This is a genomic window from Microbacterium jejuense, assembly GCF_019511665.1.
Classification (GTDB): Bacteria; Actinomycetota; Actinomycetes; order Actinomycetales; family Microbacteriaceae; genus Microbacterium; species Microbacterium jejuense_A.
Window position 1 is genome coordinate 1 of the sequence record NZ_JAEUAW010000002.1, and the last position, 19,091, is coordinate 19,091.

19 protein-coding genes and 2 pseudogenes are annotated in these 19,091 nt (G+C 71.0%); 7 read left to right on the forward strand and 14 right to left on the reverse strand.

Translation table 11 applies throughout. The annotated features are described in order from the left end of the window. Positions 1–230, forward strand: a pseudogene (locus tag JNB62_RS01975) (hypothetical protein); the annotation flags it as partial. Between the two features lie 995 nt (positions 231–1,225). Here the strand turns inward: JNB62_RS01975 and JNB62_RS01980 are convergent. The 6 genes and pseudogenes from JNB62_RS01980 to JNB62_RS02005 all read right to left on the reverse strand — a co-directional run. Beyond that, positions 1,226–4,402, reverse strand: a pseudogene (locus JNB62_RS01980) (efflux RND transporter permease subunit); the annotation flags it as partial. Positions 4,403–4,488: 86 nt separating this feature from the next. Beyond that, positions 4,489–4,866 carry a fluoride efflux transporter CrcB gene (crcB, locus tag JNB62_RS01985; protein WP_220299213.1) on the reverse strand — a complete coding sequence of 126 codons (378 nt, stop codon included), beginning with the start codon at positions 4,864–4,866 and terminating at the stop codon, positions 4,489–4,491. Next, the gene (locus tag JNB62_RS01990; protein ID WP_220299214.1) at positions 4,863–5,276 is read right to left on the reverse strand and encodes a CrcB family protein; all 414 of its coding nucleotides are present in this window, start codon (positions 5,274–5,276) and stop codon (positions 4,863–4,865) included. Before JNB62_RS01990 ends, crcB begins: the two co-directional genes overlap by 4 nt. 114 nt (positions 5,277–5,390) lie before the next feature. Next, the gene (locus tag JNB62_RS01995; RefSeq protein WP_220299215.1) at positions 5,391–6,371 is read right to left on the reverse strand and encodes a DNA topoisomerase IB; all 981 of its coding nucleotides are present in this window, start codon (positions 6,369–6,371) and stop codon (positions 5,391–5,393) included. Between the two features lie 46 nt (positions 6,372–6,417). Further along, the gene (locus tag JNB62_RS02000) at positions 6,418–6,684 is read right to left on the reverse strand and encodes a DUF7218 family protein (protein WP_220299216.1); all 267 of its coding nucleotides are present in this window, start codon (positions 6,682–6,684) and stop codon (positions 6,418–6,420) included. Positions 6,685–6,736: 52 nt separating this feature from the next. After that, positions 6,737–7,618, reverse strand: coding sequence for an SDR family oxidoreductase (locus tag JNB62_RS02005; RefSeq protein ID WP_220299217.1), 882 nt, complete (start codon positions 7,616–7,618; stop codon positions 6,737–6,739). 198 nt (positions 7,619–7,816) lie between these two features. Here JNB62_RS02005 and JNB62_RS02010 point away from each other — a divergent pair, with 198 nt between their 5' ends. After that, the gene (locus tag JNB62_RS02010) at positions 7,817–7,981 is read left to right on the forward strand and encodes a hypothetical protein (RefSeq protein WP_185843108.1); all 165 of its coding nucleotides are present in this window, start codon (positions 7,817–7,819) and stop codon (positions 7,979–7,981) included. A gap of 73 nt (positions 7,982–8,054) precedes the next feature. Here JNB62_RS02010 and JNB62_RS02015 read toward each other — a convergent pair whose 3' ends face one another. After that, on the reverse strand, positions 8,055–8,825 hold the full coding sequence (locus tag JNB62_RS02015) for a MerR family transcriptional regulator (RefSeq protein WP_220299218.1): 771 nt from the start codon (positions 8,823–8,825) through the stop codon (positions 8,055–8,057). 150 nt (positions 8,826–8,975) lie between these two features. Between JNB62_RS02015 and JNB62_RS02020 the strand changes: the two genes are divergently transcribed. Together JNB62_RS02020 and JNB62_RS02025 are read left to right on the forward strand one after the other, a co-directional pair. Further along, entirely contained in the window at positions 8,976–9,863 is an 888-nt protein-coding gene (locus JNB62_RS02020) for a DUF4097 family beta strand repeat-containing protein (RefSeq protein ID WP_220299219.1), read from the forward strand. A gap of 2 nt (positions 9,864–9,865) precedes the next feature. Next, entirely contained in the window at positions 9,866–10,474 is a 609-nt protein-coding gene (locus JNB62_RS02025) for a PadR family transcriptional regulator (protein ID WP_220299220.1), read from the forward strand. A 148-nt stretch (positions 10,475–10,622) separates the two neighbouring features. Here JNB62_RS02025 and JNB62_RS02030 read toward each other — a convergent pair whose 3' ends face one another. Further along, positions 10,623–11,150: a universal stress protein gene (locus JNB62_RS02030; RefSeq protein ID WP_220299221.1), complete on the reverse strand. Its 528-nt coding sequence runs from the start codon at positions 11,148–11,150 to the stop codon at positions 10,623–10,625. 167 nt (positions 11,151–11,317) lie between these two features. Between JNB62_RS02030 and JNB62_RS02035 the strand changes: the two genes are divergently transcribed. Then, positions 11,318–11,515: a DUF3073 domain-containing protein gene (locus JNB62_RS02035; protein ID WP_194397108.1), complete on the forward strand. Its 198-nt coding sequence runs from the start codon at positions 11,318–11,320 to the stop codon at positions 11,513–11,515. 137 nt (positions 11,516–11,652) lie between these two features. Here the strand turns inward: JNB62_RS02035 and JNB62_RS02040 are convergent, their stop codons facing one another. Both JNB62_RS02040 and JNB62_RS02045 read right to left on the reverse strand, forming a co-directional pair. Continuing rightward, complete coding sequence (locus JNB62_RS02040; RefSeq protein WP_220299531.1) at positions 11,653–12,909, reverse strand: MFS transporter; 1,257 nt, start codon at positions 12,907–12,909, stop codon at positions 11,653–11,655. A gap of 55 nt (positions 12,910–12,964) precedes the next feature. Continuing rightward, positions 12,965–13,729 carry an IclR family transcriptional regulator gene (locus tag JNB62_RS02045; protein ID WP_220299222.1) on the reverse strand — a complete coding sequence of 255 codons (765 nt, stop codon included), beginning with the start codon at positions 13,727–13,729 and terminating at the stop codon, positions 12,965–12,967. A 113-nt stretch (positions 13,730–13,842) separates the two neighbouring features. Here JNB62_RS02045 and JNB62_RS02050 point away from each other — a divergent pair, with 113 nt between their 5' ends. Beyond that, positions 13,843–14,409, forward strand: coding sequence for a DJ-1/PfpI family protein (locus JNB62_RS02050; RefSeq protein ID WP_220299223.1), 567 nt, complete (start codon positions 13,843–13,845; stop codon positions 14,407–14,409). A 243-nt stretch (positions 14,410–14,652) separates the two neighbouring features. Here the strand turns inward: JNB62_RS02050 and purF are convergent, their stop codons facing one another. After that, positions 14,653–16,113: an amidophosphoribosyltransferase gene (purF, locus tag JNB62_RS02055; RefSeq protein WP_220299224.1), complete on the reverse strand. Its 1,461-nt coding sequence runs from the start codon at positions 16,111–16,113 to the stop codon at positions 14,653–14,655. 34 nt (positions 16,114–16,147) lie between these two features. Then, positions 16,148–17,305 carry a phosphoribosylformylglycinamidine cyclo-ligase gene (gene purM / locus JNB62_RS02060; RefSeq protein WP_308291698.1) on the reverse strand — a complete coding sequence of 386 codons (1,158 nt, stop codon included), beginning with the start codon at positions 17,303–17,305 and terminating at the stop codon, positions 16,148–16,150. Positions 17,306–17,538: 233 nt separating this feature from the next. Here purM and JNB62_RS02065 point away from each other — a divergent pair, with 233 nt between their 5' ends. Next, positions 17,539–18,150 (forward strand): zinc-binding alcohol dehydrogenase, encoded by a 612-nt coding sequence (locus tag JNB62_RS02065; protein WP_220299225.1) that lies wholly within the window; start codon positions 17,539–17,541, stop codon positions 18,148–18,150. A 19-nt stretch (positions 18,151–18,169) separates the two neighbouring features. On the opposite strand, the gene JNB62_RS02070 is transcribed toward JNB62_RS02065, so the two are convergent. Continuing rightward, entirely contained in the window at positions 18,170–18,523 is a 354-nt protein-coding gene (locus tag JNB62_RS02070) for a potassium transporter Trk (protein ID WP_220299226.1), read from the reverse strand. Between the two features lie 38 nt (positions 18,524–18,561). Further along, a complete protein-coding gene (locus JNB62_RS02075) occupies positions 18,562–18,933 on the reverse strand; it encodes a sterol carrier family protein (protein WP_220299227.1) in 372 nt (123 codons plus the stop codon). Positions 18,934–19,091: the final 158 nt, after the last annotated feature.

A 19,091-nucleotide genomic window follows, 5' to 3' on the forward strand; every position in this document is an offset into this window, starting at 1 on the left:
CAGGTGTGTATAAGAGACAGCGCTACAAGCAGGCGGTCACGATCTGGCTCGGCTTCTTCCCCACGAACCTCCTCGCGTCGTGGCTGCTCGGGTACCTGCCCGGGTTCGCGGAGTGGCCGCTGATCGCCCGCGTGCTGCTGTCGACCGTCCTGCTGACCCCGGTCATGACGTACGCCGTGCTGCCCGGAGTGACGCGCTTGCTGCGTCCCTGGCTGCAACGCGGCCACTGACGCGCCGGTCGGCCCCGACCCTCGCCCCGGACATCGGCGGCAGAGACGGAAGAGGGGTGGATGCCGCGACCCGCGGCATCCACCCCTCTCTTGTTCGTGGGTCAGGCGTCGTCGCGGCGCTCCGCCGTCCGGGTGCCGTCCGCGTCAGGGTCATCGGACACCGATCCGGGCTCCTGGTGCTGATGAGCGGCGGCCTCAGACTCGAGGTCGGCCGAGATAGCAGACTCGGGCTCGGCGCTCCCCGACGCGTCGCCATCGGCGGACTCCCTGCCGGGGACGGTGTCGATCACCTCGGGTGATCCCGAGGCGGCGGCTGCGCCGACGGTGGCGTCGTCGAGGGGCGCCCCCTCTGCAGCCGCGCCCTCGACGGGCGCATCCTCGACCGGGGCAGCCTCGGCCGGTGCACCCTCGTCCGATCGCTGCTCGACGGCAGCGGGCTCCTCGACAACCGCGTCCTCGGGCTCGGGCTCCGGCTCGGGCGCCGGCCCGGGCTCAGGGTCGGCCGCGGCCTCGGGCTCGGCCTCGGCCTCGGGCTCGGCCTCGGGCTCGGGCTCGGGCTCGGCAGGAGCGTCCGCCGGCGCGGCCTCGATGATCTCGGAGGCGGCGTCATCGACCTCGGCACCGGCGGCGTCGGTCTGCACGGGCTCGGCGTCCTCGAGCTGCGCCGTGTCGTCGGCATCCACGGACGCCGTCTCGACCCCGGACGGCGACGCCGGCTCAGGCGCATCCGCGAGCGCCGGCTCGACGGCATCCGTCGACGGAGCCTCGGCCGAGACCGCCGCGGGAGCGGGCGCGGATTCGGGCACCTCGACGTCGGGGCCCTCCTCGATCGCAGGCACCGCGACGGCAGCGGTCTCGGCCGCGACGGCGCCGCGACCGCGAGCCGCCTCGCGCTGACGACGCTCACGGCGCGTCTCGAACGCCAGAGCGCCGGCGGCTGCACCTGCACCCACACCTGCCGCACCGGACTCGGCGCCCGGGGCCGCCACGACCGATGCGCCGACGAGCTCGCGCTCGGCCACGGCATCCGTCCCGGCGTCCGGGCCGTCGCCCTCGGGGGCAGGGCCGTCACCGCCGTCGCCCGAACCGTCGCCGCCCGCGCGGCGGGCGGCGCGGCGCTCCTTGGCACCCTCGACGAGGTTGTACAGGGTCGGCAGCACGAGCAGTGTCAGCACGGTCGACGACACCAGGCCGCCGATCACGACGATCGCCAGCGGCTGCGAGATGAACCCGCCGTGGCCGGTGATGCCGAGAGCCATCGGGGTGAGCGCGAAGATCGTGGCGAGCGCCGTCATGAGGATCGGCCGCAGACGGCGGGAGCCGCCGGCGACGGTCGCGTCGTGCGTCGACAGCCCCTTCTCGCGGTACTGGTTCACCAGGTCCACGAGCACGATGGCGTTCGTCACGACGATGCCGATGAGCATCAGCACGCCGATGAGCGAGGCCACACCGAGCGGCACGCCGCTGATGATCTGCAGCAGGATCGCCCCGGTCGCCGCGAACGGCACCGACACGAGCAGCAGCAGCGGCTGGCGCAGCGACTTGAACGTCGCCACCATCACGATGTAGACGATGAGGATCGCCGCCAGCAGCGCCAGGCCGAGCTGCGAGAAGGCGTCGGTCTGCTGCGTCGCCACACCGCCCAGGGTCGCGTCGGCCGACGACGGCAGGTCTGCCTCGTCGAGCGCGGCCGTCACGGACGCCGTCGCGGTCGCGAGGTCGTCGGTCGACGGGGTCACCGTGACCGTCGCCGTGCGCTGGCCGCCCTCGGTCGTGATCGAGGTGGGGCCCTCGCTCTCTTCGACCGTCGCGACGTCCTCGAGGGGGATCGGGCCCGTGGCGCTCGGCACCTGCAGCTGACGCAGCTCGTCGAGGGATGCCGGAGTCTCGGATGCCGCCAGATAGACGGTCAGCGCGGTGTCGTCGATCTCCACCGTGCCGATCGACTGCGGCTGCATCGTGTTCGACACGAGGGCGCCGACCGCGACCTCCGAAAGCCCCAGCTGCGCGGCCTTGTCACGGTCGACCGTCACCGAGATGTACGGCAGCGACGCCGACAGGTTGCTCGACACCTGGCCGACGCCCTCCTTGCCGTCGACGGCCGCGACGACGGCATCCGTCGCGGTCGCGAGCGTCTTCGAGTCGGGGGCCGTCACGTCGACGGCGATGTCGGTCGAGCCGAATCCGCCGCCTGCCGAGATCGTGATCTCGCCGGCGTCGTCGAGGTCGGCCACGGCCTTCTGCACGTCCTCGCGCAGTTCGACCTGGTCGGCGTCGGGGTCGGTCGTGATCGAGTACGTGATGCCGCTGCCTCCGCCCGCGAAGGCGTCGCGCAGGGCGGAGCCCGACGAGCCGATCGACACCTGCACGGTCTCGATGCCGTCGACGTCCTTCAGGGCGTCCTCGACCTGCTCGGCGGCGGCGCTCTCGGCGTCGAGCGACGGGGCGGGACCGATGTCCTGCGTCATGGTGAACGTGTTCTGCCCCGAGTCGCCGAGGAAGTTCACCTTCATGAAGGGCGCCGCGGCGAGCGTCCCGCCGAGCACCAGCACCGCGATGAGCAGCGTCACCCAGGAGTGTTTGAGCGTCCAGTGCAGGATCGGCAGGTACGCCTTCTGCAGCCGCGAGGGCGGGGCCGCGGCATCCTCGGGATCGATCGCCACGCCGTCCGCGTCGAGGATCGGCTTGCCGGGCTTCAGGAACCAGTAGGCCAGCACCGGGACGATCGTGAGCGCGACCAGCAGCGACGCCGTCATCGCGATCGTGACGGTCAGCGCGAACGGACGGAACAGCTCGCCCGTGAGGTCGCCGACGAAGGCGATCGGCAGGAAGACGGCGACGGTCGTGATGGTCGACGCCGTGATCGCGGCAGCCACCTCGCGCACGCCGCGCAGGATGGCGGTCTTCTTGTCGGCGTCGCCGACGTAATGGCGTTTGATGTTCTCGATCACGACGATCGAGTCGTCCACGACGCGGCCGATGGCGATCGTGAGCGCACCGAGCGTCAGGATGTTGAGGGAGTACCCGAACGCCTGGATGCCGATGAACGTGATGAGCACGCTCGTCGGGATCGAGATCGCCGCGACGAGCGTCGAGCGCACCGACAGCAGGAAGACGAAGATCACCAGCACGGCGAAGACGAGGCCGAGCAGTCCCTCCTGCGCGAGGGACTCGATCGACTGCTGGATGTAGGGCGCCTGGTCGAACACGACGGTGAACTCGGCGCCGTCGAGCTTGTCCTCCAGGTCGGGCAGCACGGCGAGAACGCCCCGCGACACGTCGACGGTGTTGGCCGCGGGCAGCTTCGTGACGGCGATCGTGAGCGCGGGCTCGCCGTTCACGCGCGAGACGGTGGTGACCGGGTCGGCCTCCTCGGCGACGGTCGCCACGTCGGCGATGGTCTTCGGTCCGGCGGTGAGCTGCTCGGCGTCGGACGGCACGAGCGGCAGCGCCGCGATCTCGTCCACCGACGAGATCTTCGACCCGGTCTGCACGGTGAGCGTCTGGTCGCCCTCGGTGATCTGGCCGCCGGGGAACAGCACGCCGTTCTGGTCGAGCGCGTCGCGGATCGCCTGCTGCGTGTACCCGGCCTCGGCGAGCTTCGCCTGGTCGGGCGTGATCGTGACACGCTGGCCGACGCCGCCGACGATCTGGGCCGCGTTGACGCCGTCGACGTCCTCCAGTTCGGGGACGACGGATGCCTCCAGCTGAGCCTGGATCGTCGCCTCGTCGTCGTAGCCGGTCACGGCGAGCTGGATGACGGGGAAGTCGTCGATGCTGGCCGAGATGACGTTCGGCTCCACGCCGTCCGGGAGCTGCGACTTGATCCTGTTGATCGCCTGCGTCATCTTCTGCTCGGCGGTGCCGAGGTCGGTGCCGTACGTGAACGACGCCTGCACGATCGAGGCGTTCGTCGTGCTCGTGGCGGTGGATTCCTCGAGCCCCGGCACGCCCTGAATGGCGGTCTCGATCGGCGTCGAGACGTCGTTGCTCACGACCTCGGGCGAGGCGCCCGGGTAGGTCGAGACGACGATCAGCGCGGGGAACTCGATCGACGGGATGAGCTCCTGCTTGAGATTGGTCAGCGCGAGACCGCCGAAGATGGCGGCGACGATCGTGATGAGCGCGATCAGTGCGCGGTTCTTCAGACTCAGGACGGCGAGGTTCGACACAGCAATGCCTTCGCTGGGTGAGGTGGTGCATGGATGCGGGAGCCCGCACGATACGAACGTGTATCGGTTTTCAGTATTTCATGCAGTCAGATGCCCGATGCGACCGCTCCCAGCCACAGCCCGAGCCCCGCGCCCGCCGCGGCGAGGACGAGCGTGCCGAACAGGTTCAGTGCGGCATCCCGCCACCGCTTCCGCTGCGCGAGCAGCACCGTCTCGACCGACACGGTGCTGAAGGTGGTGTAGCCGCCGAGCAGGCCCAGGCCCAGCACGAGCGACAGCTCCGGCGCGATGGCCGAGCCGAGTCCGGTGATCACGCCCAGCACGAACGACCCCGACACGTTCACCACGAGGATCCCGACCGGGAACCGCCCGCCGCCGGCGGGCGTGAGCCACCGGTCGACGACGTAGCGCAGCCCCGCGCCGACCCCGCCGGCGAGCGCCGCGACCAGCAGCCAGGGGCTCACTCGGCGTCCTCGATCGGCTCGATCTCGCCGGGCACGCCGGCGATGCGGCGCCCGATGAACAGCCCGACGACGGCTCCCCCGACGCCCGCGACGAGGGATGCCGCGGCCAGCCCGGTCGCGAGCCAGGGGGCCGTCGCCCACATCGCCGTGGCGACGGCGAACGCGCTGTAGGTCGTGAACCCGCCCAGGACACCCGTGCCGAGGAACGCGCGCGCGAGGGGATGCCGGTCGTCGAGCCAGCCGACGACCACTCCGAGCAGCAGCGACCCGACGCCGTTGACGGCGAGCGTCACCCACGGCGCCGCCGTCGGATCTGTCACGGGCGCCAGGATCAGGCCGCGGGCGAGCACGCCGACCGCGCCTCCGGCGACGGTGACCGCGAGCACGCGGGGATCGACGGGCTGCGGCATCCCCTCACGCTACTCCGGGGCGCCCTTCCGGTCGTTGAGCGAGCGCCCTCGGTCGTTGAGCGGACGCCCCCGGTCGTTGAGCGAGCGAAGCGAGACGAAACGTCCTCGCTCCGCTCAACGACCGGGCGAACCCCCGGGCCGCAGCAGGCCGCGGATGGCCGACTCGGGCGTGATCGACAGGTCGAGCAGCTGGCCGTCGCGGTAGCGGGCGAACACGCGCGGGTCGATGTACGACCCGCGTGCGACCGATGGGGTGTTCCCCAGGGCCTCCGCGGTGGCGCGGACGGCCAGCACCTCTGCACGCTTGAGGTCGGTCTTGGTGTCGACCGTGCCGATGCGTGCGAGCGCTTCCGCGGCGAGGATCGTGCCCCGCAGCGTGCGGAAGTCCTTGGCCGTGAACCGGCCGCCCGTGAGCGCACGCACGTACGCGTTGACCTCGGCCGGCGTGAGGGCGACGCGACGGCCCGCGCGGTCCCACGCCAGCAGCGGCGAGCGCGGGCGGCCCGCCGCCAGCAGCTCTATCGCGGCGGCGAGATCGGCGTCGTCGATCTCGAGCAGCTGCCGCTTGCCGCTCTTGCCCGGAAAGGCGAGAGAGACGATGGATGCCTCGACCGCGGCATCCCGTCTCTGCAGCGTCGTGAGGCCCCGGCTGCCGTGCGCGACGAGATACCGTTCCGAGCCGACGCGCGGCGCGGCCTGGTCGAGCATCCGGAAGGCGACGGCGAGCACGCGCTCCCTGTCGAGGTCTGGCCGCCGCAGCGACGTCGTGACGCGCGCGCGGGCGCGCGGCAGGGCCTCGGCGAGCGCGAGCGACCGCGCGAACTTTCCACGGTCGCGTCCCGCCGTCCACTCGGGGTGGTACAGGTACTGGGTACGGCCCGCATCGTCCACGCCGACGGCCTGGATGTGCCCGTCGGGGCGGGCGCTGATCCAGACGTCGTGCCAGGCCGGCGGGATGACGAGGCCCTGGATGCGCTCGAGGTGCCGCTGCCCCGGGCTGCGGCCCTTCGCGTCGAGATAGCGGAACCCCGACCCGGCGCGCACGCGCCGGAAGCCGGGGTCCCGATAGGGGCGCACGCGTGCGAGCTTCGGCATCCGTCCTCCGTTCCTGCGAGTCCGGATGCCGGCCCGCACCGCCGCGTCAGTGGTTGCGGATCATCGAGATCAGCTCGGACTTCTTCTTGTCCGAGTATCCGTGCAGTCCGAGCTCCTTCGCACGCTTGCGCAGCTCGGGCACGGTGCGGTCGTCGTAGTCCTTGGCGTTCGCGCCGCGGCTGCCGACCTTCTTGCGACCCTGGCTCGCCGCCGCATTCGAGATGCGCGCGGCCTTCTCTTTCGAGGCGCCGTCCTTGCGGAGCTCCTCGTACATATCGCGGTCCTTCAGGTTCGATCCGCGCTTTCCGGGCATGATCTCCTCCTTCTCTCACCGCTCCTGCGCCGGTCGGGCGCAGGTGCGGACGTCACAGTCCCTTGCCGCCGGTCACCGGCAGGATGGCGCCCGACGTGTAGGTCGCATCGTCGCTCGCGAGGTACACGTATGCGCCCGCGAGCTCTGCGGGCTGCCCCGCGCGCCCGAGCGGCGTGTCCTTGCCGAACGTCGCAAGGCGCTCGGCGTCCCACCCTGTCGCCGGGATCAGGGGCGTCCAGATCGGCCCGGGAGCCACGCCGTTCACGCGGATGCCGCGCGGACCGAGCTCTTCGGCGAGCGCCTTCACCATCGCGACGTGCGCGGCCTTCGTCATGGCGTAGTCGAGAAGGCCGGGCGACGGGTTGAACGCCTGGATCGACGTCGTCACGATGATCGAGGCTCCCGGCTTCAGGTGCGGGATCGCGGCGCGCGCCGTGAACAGGGGCGCGTAGAGGTTCGTGCGGAACACGCGGTCCAGCTCCTCGGTCTCGAGGTTCTCGAGCCCGTCGCGGTCCTTCTGGTACGCGGCGTTCAGCACCAGGACGTCGAGGCCGCCGAGTTCGTCGACGGTGCGCGTGACGATGTCGGCGCAGAAGGCCTCGTCGCGCAGGTCGCCTACGATCGGCAGCGCCTTGGCGCCGGCCTCGGTGATCCACCGCACGGTGTCGTCGGCGTCCGCCTGCTCCTCGGCCATGTGCGTGAGCGCGACGTCGGCGCCCTCGCGGGCGAAGGCGATGGCGACGGCCCGGCCGATGCCGGAGTCGCCGCCGGTGATGAGCGCACGGCGCTCGCTCAGGCGCAGGGCGCCGCGGTAGGTGCGCTCGCCGTGGTCGGGCTCGGGGCGCGTCTCGTCCGTGGTGCCCGGCTGTTCCTGCTCCTGGCTGGGGAATCCCTCGTCGCGGTGCGCGGTCTTCGGGTCGGTCGATGTGCTCATACCGCGACGCTACGAGCGTCGGCCGCTCGGATCACGGGGGTTGACTTCCACGGTCGGCGGCCCTATCGACGGCGCCTATCACCGGCGGTGCGACCGCGTCAACCCACTACGGCGTGCGGGGCCGTGGTGCCAGTGTCGTGATGTGCCCACGAGGCAACCGGCGCACCTGCGCCGGCACCCAGAAGGAGGAGGACCCCCGTGAACATCGCCCTCATCATCATCATCGTCATCGCCATCATTCTCGCCATCGTCGGCGGCCTGAGCTCTGCTCTGAACTGGCTGCTGTGGGTCGCGATCATCGTCGGTGTCATCGCGCTCATCGCGTTCCTGTTCCGTGTACTGAGCGGAAACCGCAACACCTGACGACACCGGGAACGAGAGAGAGCGGATGCCGCGGCCCGAGGGCTGCGGCATCCGCTCGTTCACGTCTCAGCGTCTACAGCTGCGCCTCCGCGTACACGCGGAGCGCGTCGCGGACGAACTCCGCGCCCTTTTCACCGCCGTAGTTGGCCGCGAAGCGCGGGTCCGCGACGTACATCTCGCCGAGCCCGAGCACGTACGCCTTGACGTCGCCTCCCGGCGTCGCCGCGGGTGTGCCGGGCACGCCCGTCAGCCACTCGACGTGGCGCTTCGCGAGCGCCTGCGCGTCGTCGCTCTCAGGGGCGACGCCGGACTCCGCGGCCGCGATCCAGTCGCGACCGAGGTCCGACACGCGCTGCTGCCACGCGGCCTTCTCGTCGGCGCTCATGGAGCGCCACCAGCGGTCGCTGTCGGCGTACGCCTTCTTGCCCCAGCGCTGCTCGACCTCGTCCTTGTACTGCGTGTGGTCGAAGCCGTCGAACATGTTCTCTGCCATCAGTCGTTCACCTCCTCTCAATGCCGTGATCGTGTGCTCGACCGACGCGATCTGTCGCGCCAGTCGGTCCTGCTCCTGCCGCAGCCATGCGAGATGGCTCTCCAGGGCGTGCGCTTCGGATGCCTCGCGCCCGAGCACCTCCGCGATCTGCGGCAGTCCCAGCCCCAGCTCGCGCAGCAGCAGGATGCGCTGCAGGCGCACGAGCGCTGCCTGGTCGTAATAGCGGTAGCCGTTGTGGCCGACGCTCGACGGCGCGAGCAGCCCGATGTCGTCGTAGTGGCGGAGCGTGCGGCTCGTGGTGCCGGCGAGCTTGGCGATCTGCTGGATCGACCATTCCTCGTCCTCGTTCATGTCCTCCACGGTAAAGGTTGACGTTGCGTCAAGGTCAACCTGCGATTTCGCCGGGCACTTGACAGACTCGCGATATATCGTGTTACCGTTCTTCCATACGCGATATATCGCGATAAGGATCACCCCGACAGAAACGCAGGAGAAGCAGTCATGACCCTGGAGAAGTGGATCATCCACCCGGGCGAGACGCGCGTGATCGACATCGAGACCGTGCGCACGCTCAAGATCGGCCTCGTGGGCGGCCAGATCGACGTCATCGCCCACGACGAGCCCGGCGCCCGCATCGAGGTGCACGGCGTCACCGTGAAGGACCTCCGCATCGAGGTCTCCGACGACCACGTCGAGATCGATCACCCGCAGCTGCGGTGGGACAACTTCCTCGAAGTGTTCCGCAACTTCGGCGCGGGCGGCCCGCGGGCCGAGGTCAGCGTCGCGGTGCCGCGCGACGTCGCGCTGACCCTGGGCGTCGTGAGCGCGAGCGGCCTCGTGTCGGGTCTGCGCGGCAACGCGTCCCTCAACACGGTGTCGGGCGACATCATCGTCGACGGCCTCACCGGGGACGTCTCGGTCAACGCCGTGTCGGGCGACGTGCAGGTGCGCGAGCTCGTCGGCGCCCTGAGCGCCAACAGCGTCTCGGGCGATGTGGCGGCGACCGGCACGCTCCGCAAGGCGACCATCGACACCGTGTCGGGTGCCGCGCTGGTCGACTCGACGGGAGACATCCTCACCGTCAGCGTCAACACCGTGAGCGGCAACGCCACTGTGCGGCTCGACGAGGGCTACCCCGCCAACTACGTCGTGCGCAGCGTCAGCGGCCGCGTCCAGATCGACGGCGTCGTGCGCTCGGGCAGCGGCACGGGCCCGACGACCAACTACACCGGCTCGGTGGGCGAGCTCAGCGGCAGCTTCGCCGATGTCCGCGCCCACAGCGTGTCGGGCGACGTCACGGTGCTGCGCCGCGCGACAGCGTCGGGGGATGCCGCGGGTTCCGCCGCGCCGTCGGCCGAGGCCGCGGGCGCCGACGAAGAGGAGTGGTGAGCATGACCCCCGTGTTCTCGCACGGCGACCTTCGCCTGTACCTGCTGAACCTGCTCGATGAGGGGCCGCGGCACGGCTACGACATCATGCAGGCCCTGTCGGACCGCACCGGAGGCACGTACACGCCCAGCGCCGGCACCATCTACCCCCGCCTCGCGAAGCTCGAAGAGGAGGGCCTGGTCACCAAGACCGTCGACGGCCGCAAGACGGTCTACGCGATCACGGAGGCCGGTCATGCCGAGGTGCAGGCCCGCGCCGGTGAGCTCGAGGGCATCGAGGCCGGCCTCGCCGACTCGGTGCGGCTCATCGCCGACGAGGTGCGCGGCAGCGTGCGCGAGGCGATGAAGAGCCTGCGGGCCGACCTCGCCGCCGCATCGCGCGAAGAGCGCGCCTCGACGCCGCAGGGTCCCCGCGAGGACGACCCGCGCGTGCTGGCCCGCGAGCAGCTGCAGCGCGCGGATGCGTCGGTGAACGAGTTCCGCGCCCGCGTGCGCAGCGACCTCCGCACCCACGTGGCGCGCGGCGGCGACCTGGCGGCGACCGTGGTCGACCAGCTGGTCACCGAGCTCGACCGTGTGGCCCGCGACGTCACCCGCGCCCTGCGCGGCTGAGCCTCGCGCACCCCTCAACCGCGAGACCGCAGCGCGCGGACGAGACACCGGGGTTTGCCCACGGTCTCGTCCGCTCGCTGCGGTCTCGCCGTGAGGGACCGGGCGCGGGGCAGTCACGCCGCGAGGGACGCGGCGCGCGGCGGGTCGGTTAGGCCGGCCAGATCTCCTCGTCGTCCGCCACCGGCTCGCCGAGCGGCACGATCAGGATGGGACGGTGCTGGCGGTGCGCGAGACGCGCGCCGACCGAACCGGTGAAGAACTCGCGCACCGACTCGCCGAACCCCCGCTTGCGCGTGCCGACGACGAGCAGCCGGGCCTCGACCTGGTCCGCGAAGTGCTTGATAGCCATCGCCGGATCGCCCACGAGCTGACGTGTGACCCAGTCGACGCCGGACCCCTCGAGCACGGCGGTGGCGGCATCCTTCACCTTCGTCAGATCCCCTTCGCCGGCGGCGATGTTGAGGTCGATGGGAGCCGAGTGGACATACCCGTCGGGGTCTTCGTACGTGACGAACCGCGTGACGTCGACGTGCACCACCACGAGCGGGGCCTGGAACAGCTTCGCGTAGCGGGCCGCCTCCTTGAGAACGCGCGCGGACTGGTCGGGCACGACGCCCACGATCACGGCCCCGTGGAGCCCTTCGTTGCTGACGGCGTCGGATGCCTCGTCGGTCATACGTCCGTGCTCCTCCCGCACCCATGAGCGCGGAGCCGCCGGGGTACGGGGGCTCCGTGTTATCCTGAATGCTACTCTTACCGGTTCGAAGCCGGATTCGTGAATGCCCGGGTTTGCGAGGCCGACAGCCCGCAAAATGCCCGCAACTCTAAATGAGGGGGTCTCGCATGGGGCGTGGCCGTCAGAAGGCGAAGCACACCAAGATCGCCCGAGAGCTGAAGTACGACACGTACAGCGTGAACTACTCGGCGCTTGAGCGCGAGCTCGGTCACCACAGTGAAGACGAGTACGTCGACAAGTGGGCCGACCAGTACAACGACGAGGACGAGGACGAGACCTCGCCTGTCTCGTCGTCGCAGGCTTAAGCCACCGCAGCCGCAGGCCGCGGTGCACAGAGCACCCGCGGCGTCACGCGATCTCCCCGATTCGTGACGTCCGGGATGCCGCGCCGCGCCTTTCGGCGTGTCCGCGGCCGCACGGACGAGCCTCGTCGGCCCGCCTGTCACCAGGCGCCGTGCCGGCGCTCCCACTCGTCCTCGACGGTGTGCGGACGTGCCGCGACGACGCCGGCGGGGATCACGGCCGCCACGACGATCGCGAGCACGATGAGCGGACCGGTCCATGAGTCGGTCGCGTCGTGCAGCAGCCCGATGCCGAGCGGGAACAGCGCCGCGAGGGCGTAGCCGCCGCTCTGCACGAAGCCGCTCAGGGCGACCGCGCCCTCGTGCGTGCGCGTGCGCAGTCCGAGCAGCACCAGCACGAGCGGGAACAGCAGCGGAGCGAGGCCGAACAGCGCCACCCACAGCCACGTGGCCACCGTCGGCACGAGCAGCAGGCCGGCGAGGCCGACGAACCCGCACGCGACCGCGATGCCGATGAGCAGCCGCGTGGCGTTGCGGCGCGTGACGAGGAGCGGTACGGCGAGGGATGCCGGAAGCCCCATGAAGGCGAAGAGCGACAGCAGCACGCCGGCGGCGGCCGGGGTGACGCCGGCGGTGTCGACCAGCAGCTTGGGCAGCCACGCGAACGACGTGTACGCCATCGTGGATGAGGCGCCGAAGCACACCAGCAGCGCCCACGCGAGGGGCACGCGCCACATGCGCCCGAAGGCACGCGGACTCGGCTCGTCGAGGTCGTCCTCCGCGGGCGCGCCGACGGCCGCCTCGGCCGCGGCCGTCCGCTCGGCGCGATGACGCATGGCCAGGCCGACCCACGGGATCGCACCCGCCAGCGCGAACACCGACCACAGGCCCAGCGACAGGTGCCAGTCCGTGGCGTCGGCCACCGGCACGGCGATGAGCGCGGGCAGCGACGTCGACACGGCCATCGTGGTCGAGTACACCGTGGTCATGAGCCCGATGCGGTCGGGGAAGTAGCGCTTCACCAGCGGCGGCAGCAGGATGTTGCCCGTCCCGACCGCCGCGAACACGAGCGCGGTCCCCGCCAGAAGCAGACCCGAGCTGGGCGCGAGACTGCGGGCGACGAGACCGAGGGCGACGACGGCCATCGCCGCGACGGCGAGGCGCTCCAGCCCGAAGCGGCGCTCCAGCGCCGGGGTGAGCAGCCCGAACACCGCGAAGCACACCGGCGGCGCAGTGCCGATGAGGCCGATGACCGCCGCGGGCAGGTCGAACTCCGCCGAGATGTGATCGAACAGGGGCGAGAGGGAGGCGACCGCCGACCGCATCGAGAACGCGAACAGCACGATCCCGACCACCGCGAGGGTCCTCCCCTGCCACAGCGGGCGCGGGGTCGACATCACCCCTCCAGCCTATGGGGACGTGGATGCGGGGGGCTCCGGCATCCACTCTCCGCTACTGGCTGCTCGACACGTGCCAGGCGCCGCGGCGCACGATGCGCTCGAGTTCGTGCGCGCGGGCGGCGAAATCGTCGGCCGTCGTCGACAGCGACACCGCGCCGACGGTGCGCCCGCTGCGCGACTTCACCGGTGCCGCGATGCAGGCGAGCTTCGGCATGTACTCCTCGATCTCGACCGCGATCTGCTGGGCACGCACTTCGTCGAGCTGCTCCAGCAGTTCGCGTTCGCCCGTGACCGACCGCCGGGCCACCGCTGCGGCGCCGCGACGCTCGAGGAACCACCGCACCTCGGCGTCGTCGCGGGCGGCGAGCATGAGCTTGCCGAAGGCGGTGACGTGGACGGCCTCGGCGAACCCGACGTGCAGCTGGCCGATGCGCGGGTGCGCCGCCGAGTCCGCCACGTGGGCCACCGCGATGTCGTCGCCGCGGAACACGGTGAGATACGCGGGAGCACGCGCAGCGTCGCGCATGCGAGCGAGGATGTCGCGCACCTCGGGCGTCGCCACGAGCTGGGACCGCACGGCGCGACCGAGACCGTCGACCGCGCGGCCCAGCGTGTAGCGCGCGTCGGCGCCGCGCACGAGGTAGTCGTGCGTCTGCAGCGTGGCGAGCAGCCGGTAGGTCGTCGCCGTGGACAGCTCCAGCCGTGCGGCGAGCTCGGCGGCCGTCAGCCCCTCGGCGTCTCCCGACACCTCATCGAGGATCTGCAGCACGCGATCCGCGGAACGGATGCCGCCGGCCTCGCGCAGGGTGGCGCTCATGCCGTCAGTGTACGTCCGGCCGGATTCGCACATCGTGAGAATCCTGCTCGCACCGTCGAGGGCGCCGGATGCACGCTGAGGCCAGACACTGACGTCCAGAGAGGAAACCCGCCATGTCAGACAAGATCCTCATCCTCACCGGCGACGCCGCCGAGACCCTCGAGGTCTTCTACCCCTACCACCGGCTGCAGGAGGCCGGCTACGAGGTGCACATCGGCGCCCCCGAGAAGCGCAAGCTGCAGTTCGTGGTGCACGACTTCGTCGACAGCTTCGACACCTACACCGAGAAGCCCGGCCACACGTGGGACGCCGACATCGCGTTCGCCGATGTGGACCCCGCCGACTACGTCGCCATCGTGGTGCCCGGCGGTCGCGCGCCCGAGTACATCCGCAACAACGCCGACGCGAAGCGCATCGTGCAGCACTTCTTCGCGGCGAACGAGCCGGTTGCCGCGACGTGCCACGGCCCGCTGCTGCTCGCCGCGGCCGGCGTGCTGCAGGGCCGCACGTCGTCGGCCTACCCCGAGCTCGCGATCGATGTCGAGCTCGCCGGGGGCGTGTTCGAGAACGGCGGCGGCGTCGTCGACGGCAACCTCGTCTCGGCCCGCGCATGGCCCGACAACGGCACGTGGATGAAGGCGTTCCTCGAGGTGCTCGAGGGCGCGAAGGTCACTGCCTGACGCGGGAGCGCATCGGCCCGCGGCCTCCGGGGGGACGCCGCGGGCCGATGCCACACCGCCCTCGAGCCATACAGCTGTCGAGCGACACATCTGTCGAGCGACACATCTGTCGAGAACGCGGTTCGTCACCGAGACACCACGTCATGGGCGTGCACGACGTGCGTTCTCGGCGAGAAACCGCGGTGTCGACACGGAGGAAGGACCCGTGGATGCCGCGGCCACACGCCCGCGGGCGGCGCCGGCTCAGGACTCCTGCGAACCCTCGACCCAGGCCAGGTACTCGTCGGTGACGGTGCCGGTGACGTAGCGGCCGTCGAAGCAGCTCATGTCGAGGTCCTCGACGTCCGAGCCCTCGAGGATCGCGGCCTTGAGGTCCTCGACCTCCTGGTACACGACGAAGTCGGCGCCCAGCTCGTCGGCGATCTCGGGGATCGTCCGGCCGTGCGCCACGAGCTCGTGACGCGACGGCATGTTGATGCCGTACACGTGCGGGTAGCGGACGGGCGGCGCGGCCGAGGCGAACGTGACGCTCTTGGCGCCGGCATCCCGAGCCATCTGGATGATCTCTTTCGAGGTCGTGCCGCGCACGATCGAGTCGTCGATCAGCAGGACGTTCTTGCCCTTGAACTCGCTCGACATCGCGTTGAGCTTCTGGCGGACGCTCTTCTTGCGCACCGCCTGGCCCGGCATGATGAACGTGCGGCCGACGTAGCGGTTCTTGTAGAAGCCCTCGCGGTACTCCACGCCGAGCTTGCGGGCCACCTGCATGGCCGCCGGGCGCGACGAGTCCGGGATCGGCATGACGACGTCGATCGCCTCTTTCGGCGTGTACTTCGCGATCGTGTCGGCCAGGCGCTCGCCCATGCGCAGTCGCGCCTCGTACACCGAGATGCCGTTCATGACCGAGTCGGGACGCGCGAGATACACGTACTCGAACGAGCACGGGACGAGCTTCGGGTCGGCCGCGCACTGGCGCGTATGGAGCTTGCCGTCGAGGTCGATGAACACCGCCTCGCCGGGCTCGACGTCGCGCACGACCTCGAACTCGCCGTTCTCGAGCACGAGCGACTCGCTCGTGACGACCCACTCGTAGTGGCCGTCCTCGTGCTTGCGCGTGCCGAGGATGAGGGGGCGGATGCCGAACGGATCGCGGAAGGCCAGCAGACCGTAGCCTGCGATGAGCGAGATGGCGGCGTACGAGCCCTCGACGCGCTCGTGCACGCGCGTGACGGCCTGGAACACCTGCTCGGGGTCGAGCTCGAGGCCCGAGATCGACGACTGCAGCTCGTTGGCCAGCACGTTGACGAGCAGCTCGGTGTCGGAGCTGGTGTTGAGGTGGCGGCGGTCCTTGTGGAAGAGCTCGTCGGTCAGCTCACGCGTGTTGGTGAGGTTGCCGTTGTGCACCAGCACGATGCCGTAGGGGGCGTTGACGTAGAACGGCTGCGCCTCCTCCTCGCTCGACGCGGTGCCCTTCGTGGCGTAGCGCACGTGACCGAGGCCGATCTCGCCGAGGAGCGCACGCATGTCGCGCGTGCGGAACGCCTCGCGCACCTGCCCGCTCGCCTTGTGCATGTGGACGACGCCGGTGTTCTCGGCCGTGGCGATGCCCGTGGAGTCCTGACCCCGATGCTGCAGGAGGAGGAGGGAGTCGTAGATCTCCTGGTTGACGGACCCGCGGCCCACCATCCCGACGATTCCGCACATGGGTGTTGCTTGCCTTCGTTCTGTGTCTGCGCGCTCAGTGAGCCGCGTGGTCTGCGTAGCTGCCGACGAGGCGCACCGCGCCGCCGTCGACGCCCTTGGCGCCCTGTTCCCAGTGCCCGTGCGTGTCGTCCGGCCGTGCGCCGCCGCGCACGACGCCCACCTGCCAGGTCGCGATCCCCTCGCTGGAGAGGGTGGATGCCGCAGCCTCCGCCTTCTCGGGCGACACGACCGCGAGGAAGCCGATGCCGAGGTTCCAGGTGCCCTCGGTCGCTTCGAGTTCGAGGTCGCCGAGGTCGGCGAGCACGCGGAACACCGGAGAAGGCGACCACGTCGAGCGGTCGACCTCGACCCACGTGCCCTGGGGCAGCACGCGCGCGAGGTTGGCGGCGATGCCGCCGCCGGTGACGTGGCTGAGCGAGCGCACGGCGTCGCCGGTGCCCGCGATGAGGCGCAGCAGCGGCAGCGTGTACAGGCGCGTCGGCTCGAGGAGCGCCTCGCCCCACGTCGTGCCGAAGTCGGCGGAGTTGTCGCCGTAGTGGATGCCGGCGCCGGCCACGATGTGGCGAACGAGGGAGTATCCGTTGGAGTGCAGGCCGCTGGAGGCGAGTGCGAGCACCACGTCGCCGTCGCGCACGCGCTCGGCGCCGAGGACGCGGGATGCCTCGACCACGCCGGTCGCGGCGCCCGCGACGTCGTAGTCGTTCACGCCGAGCAGGCCCGGGTGCTCGGCCGTCTCGCCGCCGACCAGGGCCGTCCCGGTGGCCGCGCAGCCGTCGGCGATACCGCGGACGATGTCGGCGATGCGCTCGGGGAAGACCTTGCCGCACGCGATGTAGTCCGTCATGAACAGCGGCTTCGCGCCGACCACGACGATGTCGTCGACGACCATGCCGACGAGGTCCTGGCCGATCGTGTCGTGCTTGTCGATGGCCTGGGCGATCGCGACCTTCGTGCCGACGCCGTCGGTGCTGGTGGCCAGCAGCGGCTTGTCGTACGCCTTGAAGGCGGTGGCGTCGAAGAGCCCCGCGAACCCGCCGACGCCGCCGAGCACCTCGGGACCGTGCGTGCGCCGGACGGCCGACTTCATGAGCTCGACGGCCAGGTCGCCGGCTGCGGTGTCGACACCGGCCGCCGCGTACGGGTTCACGGGCGGTTGGGGGCGGGAGGGGGCATCGCGATCGGATGAGGCCACGCCTCCAGCCTACCGGCGGCCCGCCTGAGCGGACGCCGGATGTCGCACCTCCCCACCCCAGCCACTGAATCGGTTCACTTGCGCTGAACGTACGCATCTGCGGGCGTGCCGTGTACGTTCAGCGCAAGTGAACGGCATCGACGGGGCGCGGGCGCATCGCGGCTCGGAGTGCGGACGGGCGGGAAGCCCGCGAAACCGCTGGGGCACGGCGGCGCGCGCCTAGAATGAGGGGCATGGGAGGCGCCGGTGCTCCGGAGTGGCTGATCCGCGAAGACGCCGGTCAGCCGGTGCTTCTTGCCCTCTACCTGCGGCAGGTGCTCGGCATCCGCTCGCCCGAGGAGCTGCCGCATCTGCGCGGCATCCCGGCTCGCGCGAACGACCGCAGCGCGGCCGCCCAGGATGCGCTCGAAGAGCAGTGGCGCGCGTACTGGGCGATGACCGTCGAGCCGCAGGCGCATCCGTCGGCCGTGCCGCTGGAGCTGGTGGACGAGTTCGGCACGTCGCTGGCGCTGCCGAGCGAGGGCGCCGAGGTGCTGCGTCGCGCGGTCGTGCCGCACGCGGCCGAGGCGCTCGCGTTCGCCCAGTCGGCGAACGAGCGGTATCGCAAGGAGGCGTCGCACAGCTCGGGCACGACGTACCGCGCGTATGCGGGCGCGATCGCGGAGCACGAGCGGCAGGTGGGGCGCCGCGCCCACGCGTTCGAGCTCAACGTGCAGGTGCTTCCGCTCAATCAGCGCGGCGTGTGGTGGATCGGAGCGCTGACGATCGCGGTCACCGACGGCCTGCGCGGCGACGTCGCGGCGTTCGACGCCGCGATCCACCCGATCATCGCCGAGCTCGCCTAGCCCCGCTCGGCTCCCGGCCTCAGTGGCCCGGGCCGTGGCCGTTCGTGCCCGGTTCGGGGTCGACGTGCACCGACTCGTGGTCGACCGCGATCTCGTGCGTGCGCCGGCGCGAGCGGCGGTCGAGGACGAGCGCGAGGATGCCGCCGAGCACGAGGCCGATCGGAGCGCAGATCAGCACGAGGAAGCCGAAGACCTGACCCTGCGTGTACTCCAGCCCGGTGTTGGGGCTGGCCTCGGCGGTGCCGTTGAATGCGAAGGTGAGGATCATCGCAACCAGGGCGCCGACCAGTGCGCCGACGATGAGGAACACCGAGATCTTCGGTGCGCGGCGCACGCGCACGGTCTCGATGCGGTCCTGGCTGTGCTCGGGCATGCCTCCATTGTCCCACTCGGCCGGTGCGAGCGCGCCCGTCAGGGGCGCAGCGGCAGCAGGTGCGAGATGTCGGCGCGGGTACCCGAGGCGCTGATGCGGCCCGCGGTCGCGGCATCCACCCACTCCTCCGCGCCCGTCGCCAGTGCGATCCACGTCGCCGCGTCGGTCTCGACGACGTTGGGCGGGGTGCCGCGCGTGTGTCGCGGCCCCTCCACCACCTGCACCGCCCCGAACGGCGGCACGCGCACCTCGACCGAGTTGCCCGGTGCCTTCTCGGCCAGCAGCTGCAAGAGGTAGCGCACGGCGGTCGCGTTGTCGGTGCGGGCGGGAGGGGTGGATGCCGCCACCGCCGCCGCGACGGCGCTCAGCGCCGCGCGGCCGTCGTCGGTCGAGATCCTGCGCGTGGCCATCCCTCCACCGTACGCGCGGCTCGCCGCCTCCCGCTGCGGCTCCGGAATTCGGAGTTCGCGGCTGATTCCGGCGTCAGGCGCCCGACGGACTCCGGAAAGCGCGCGATTCTCCGATTTCCGGAGCGGAGGCGGATGCCGCCACCCGGCCGGTCCGGCAT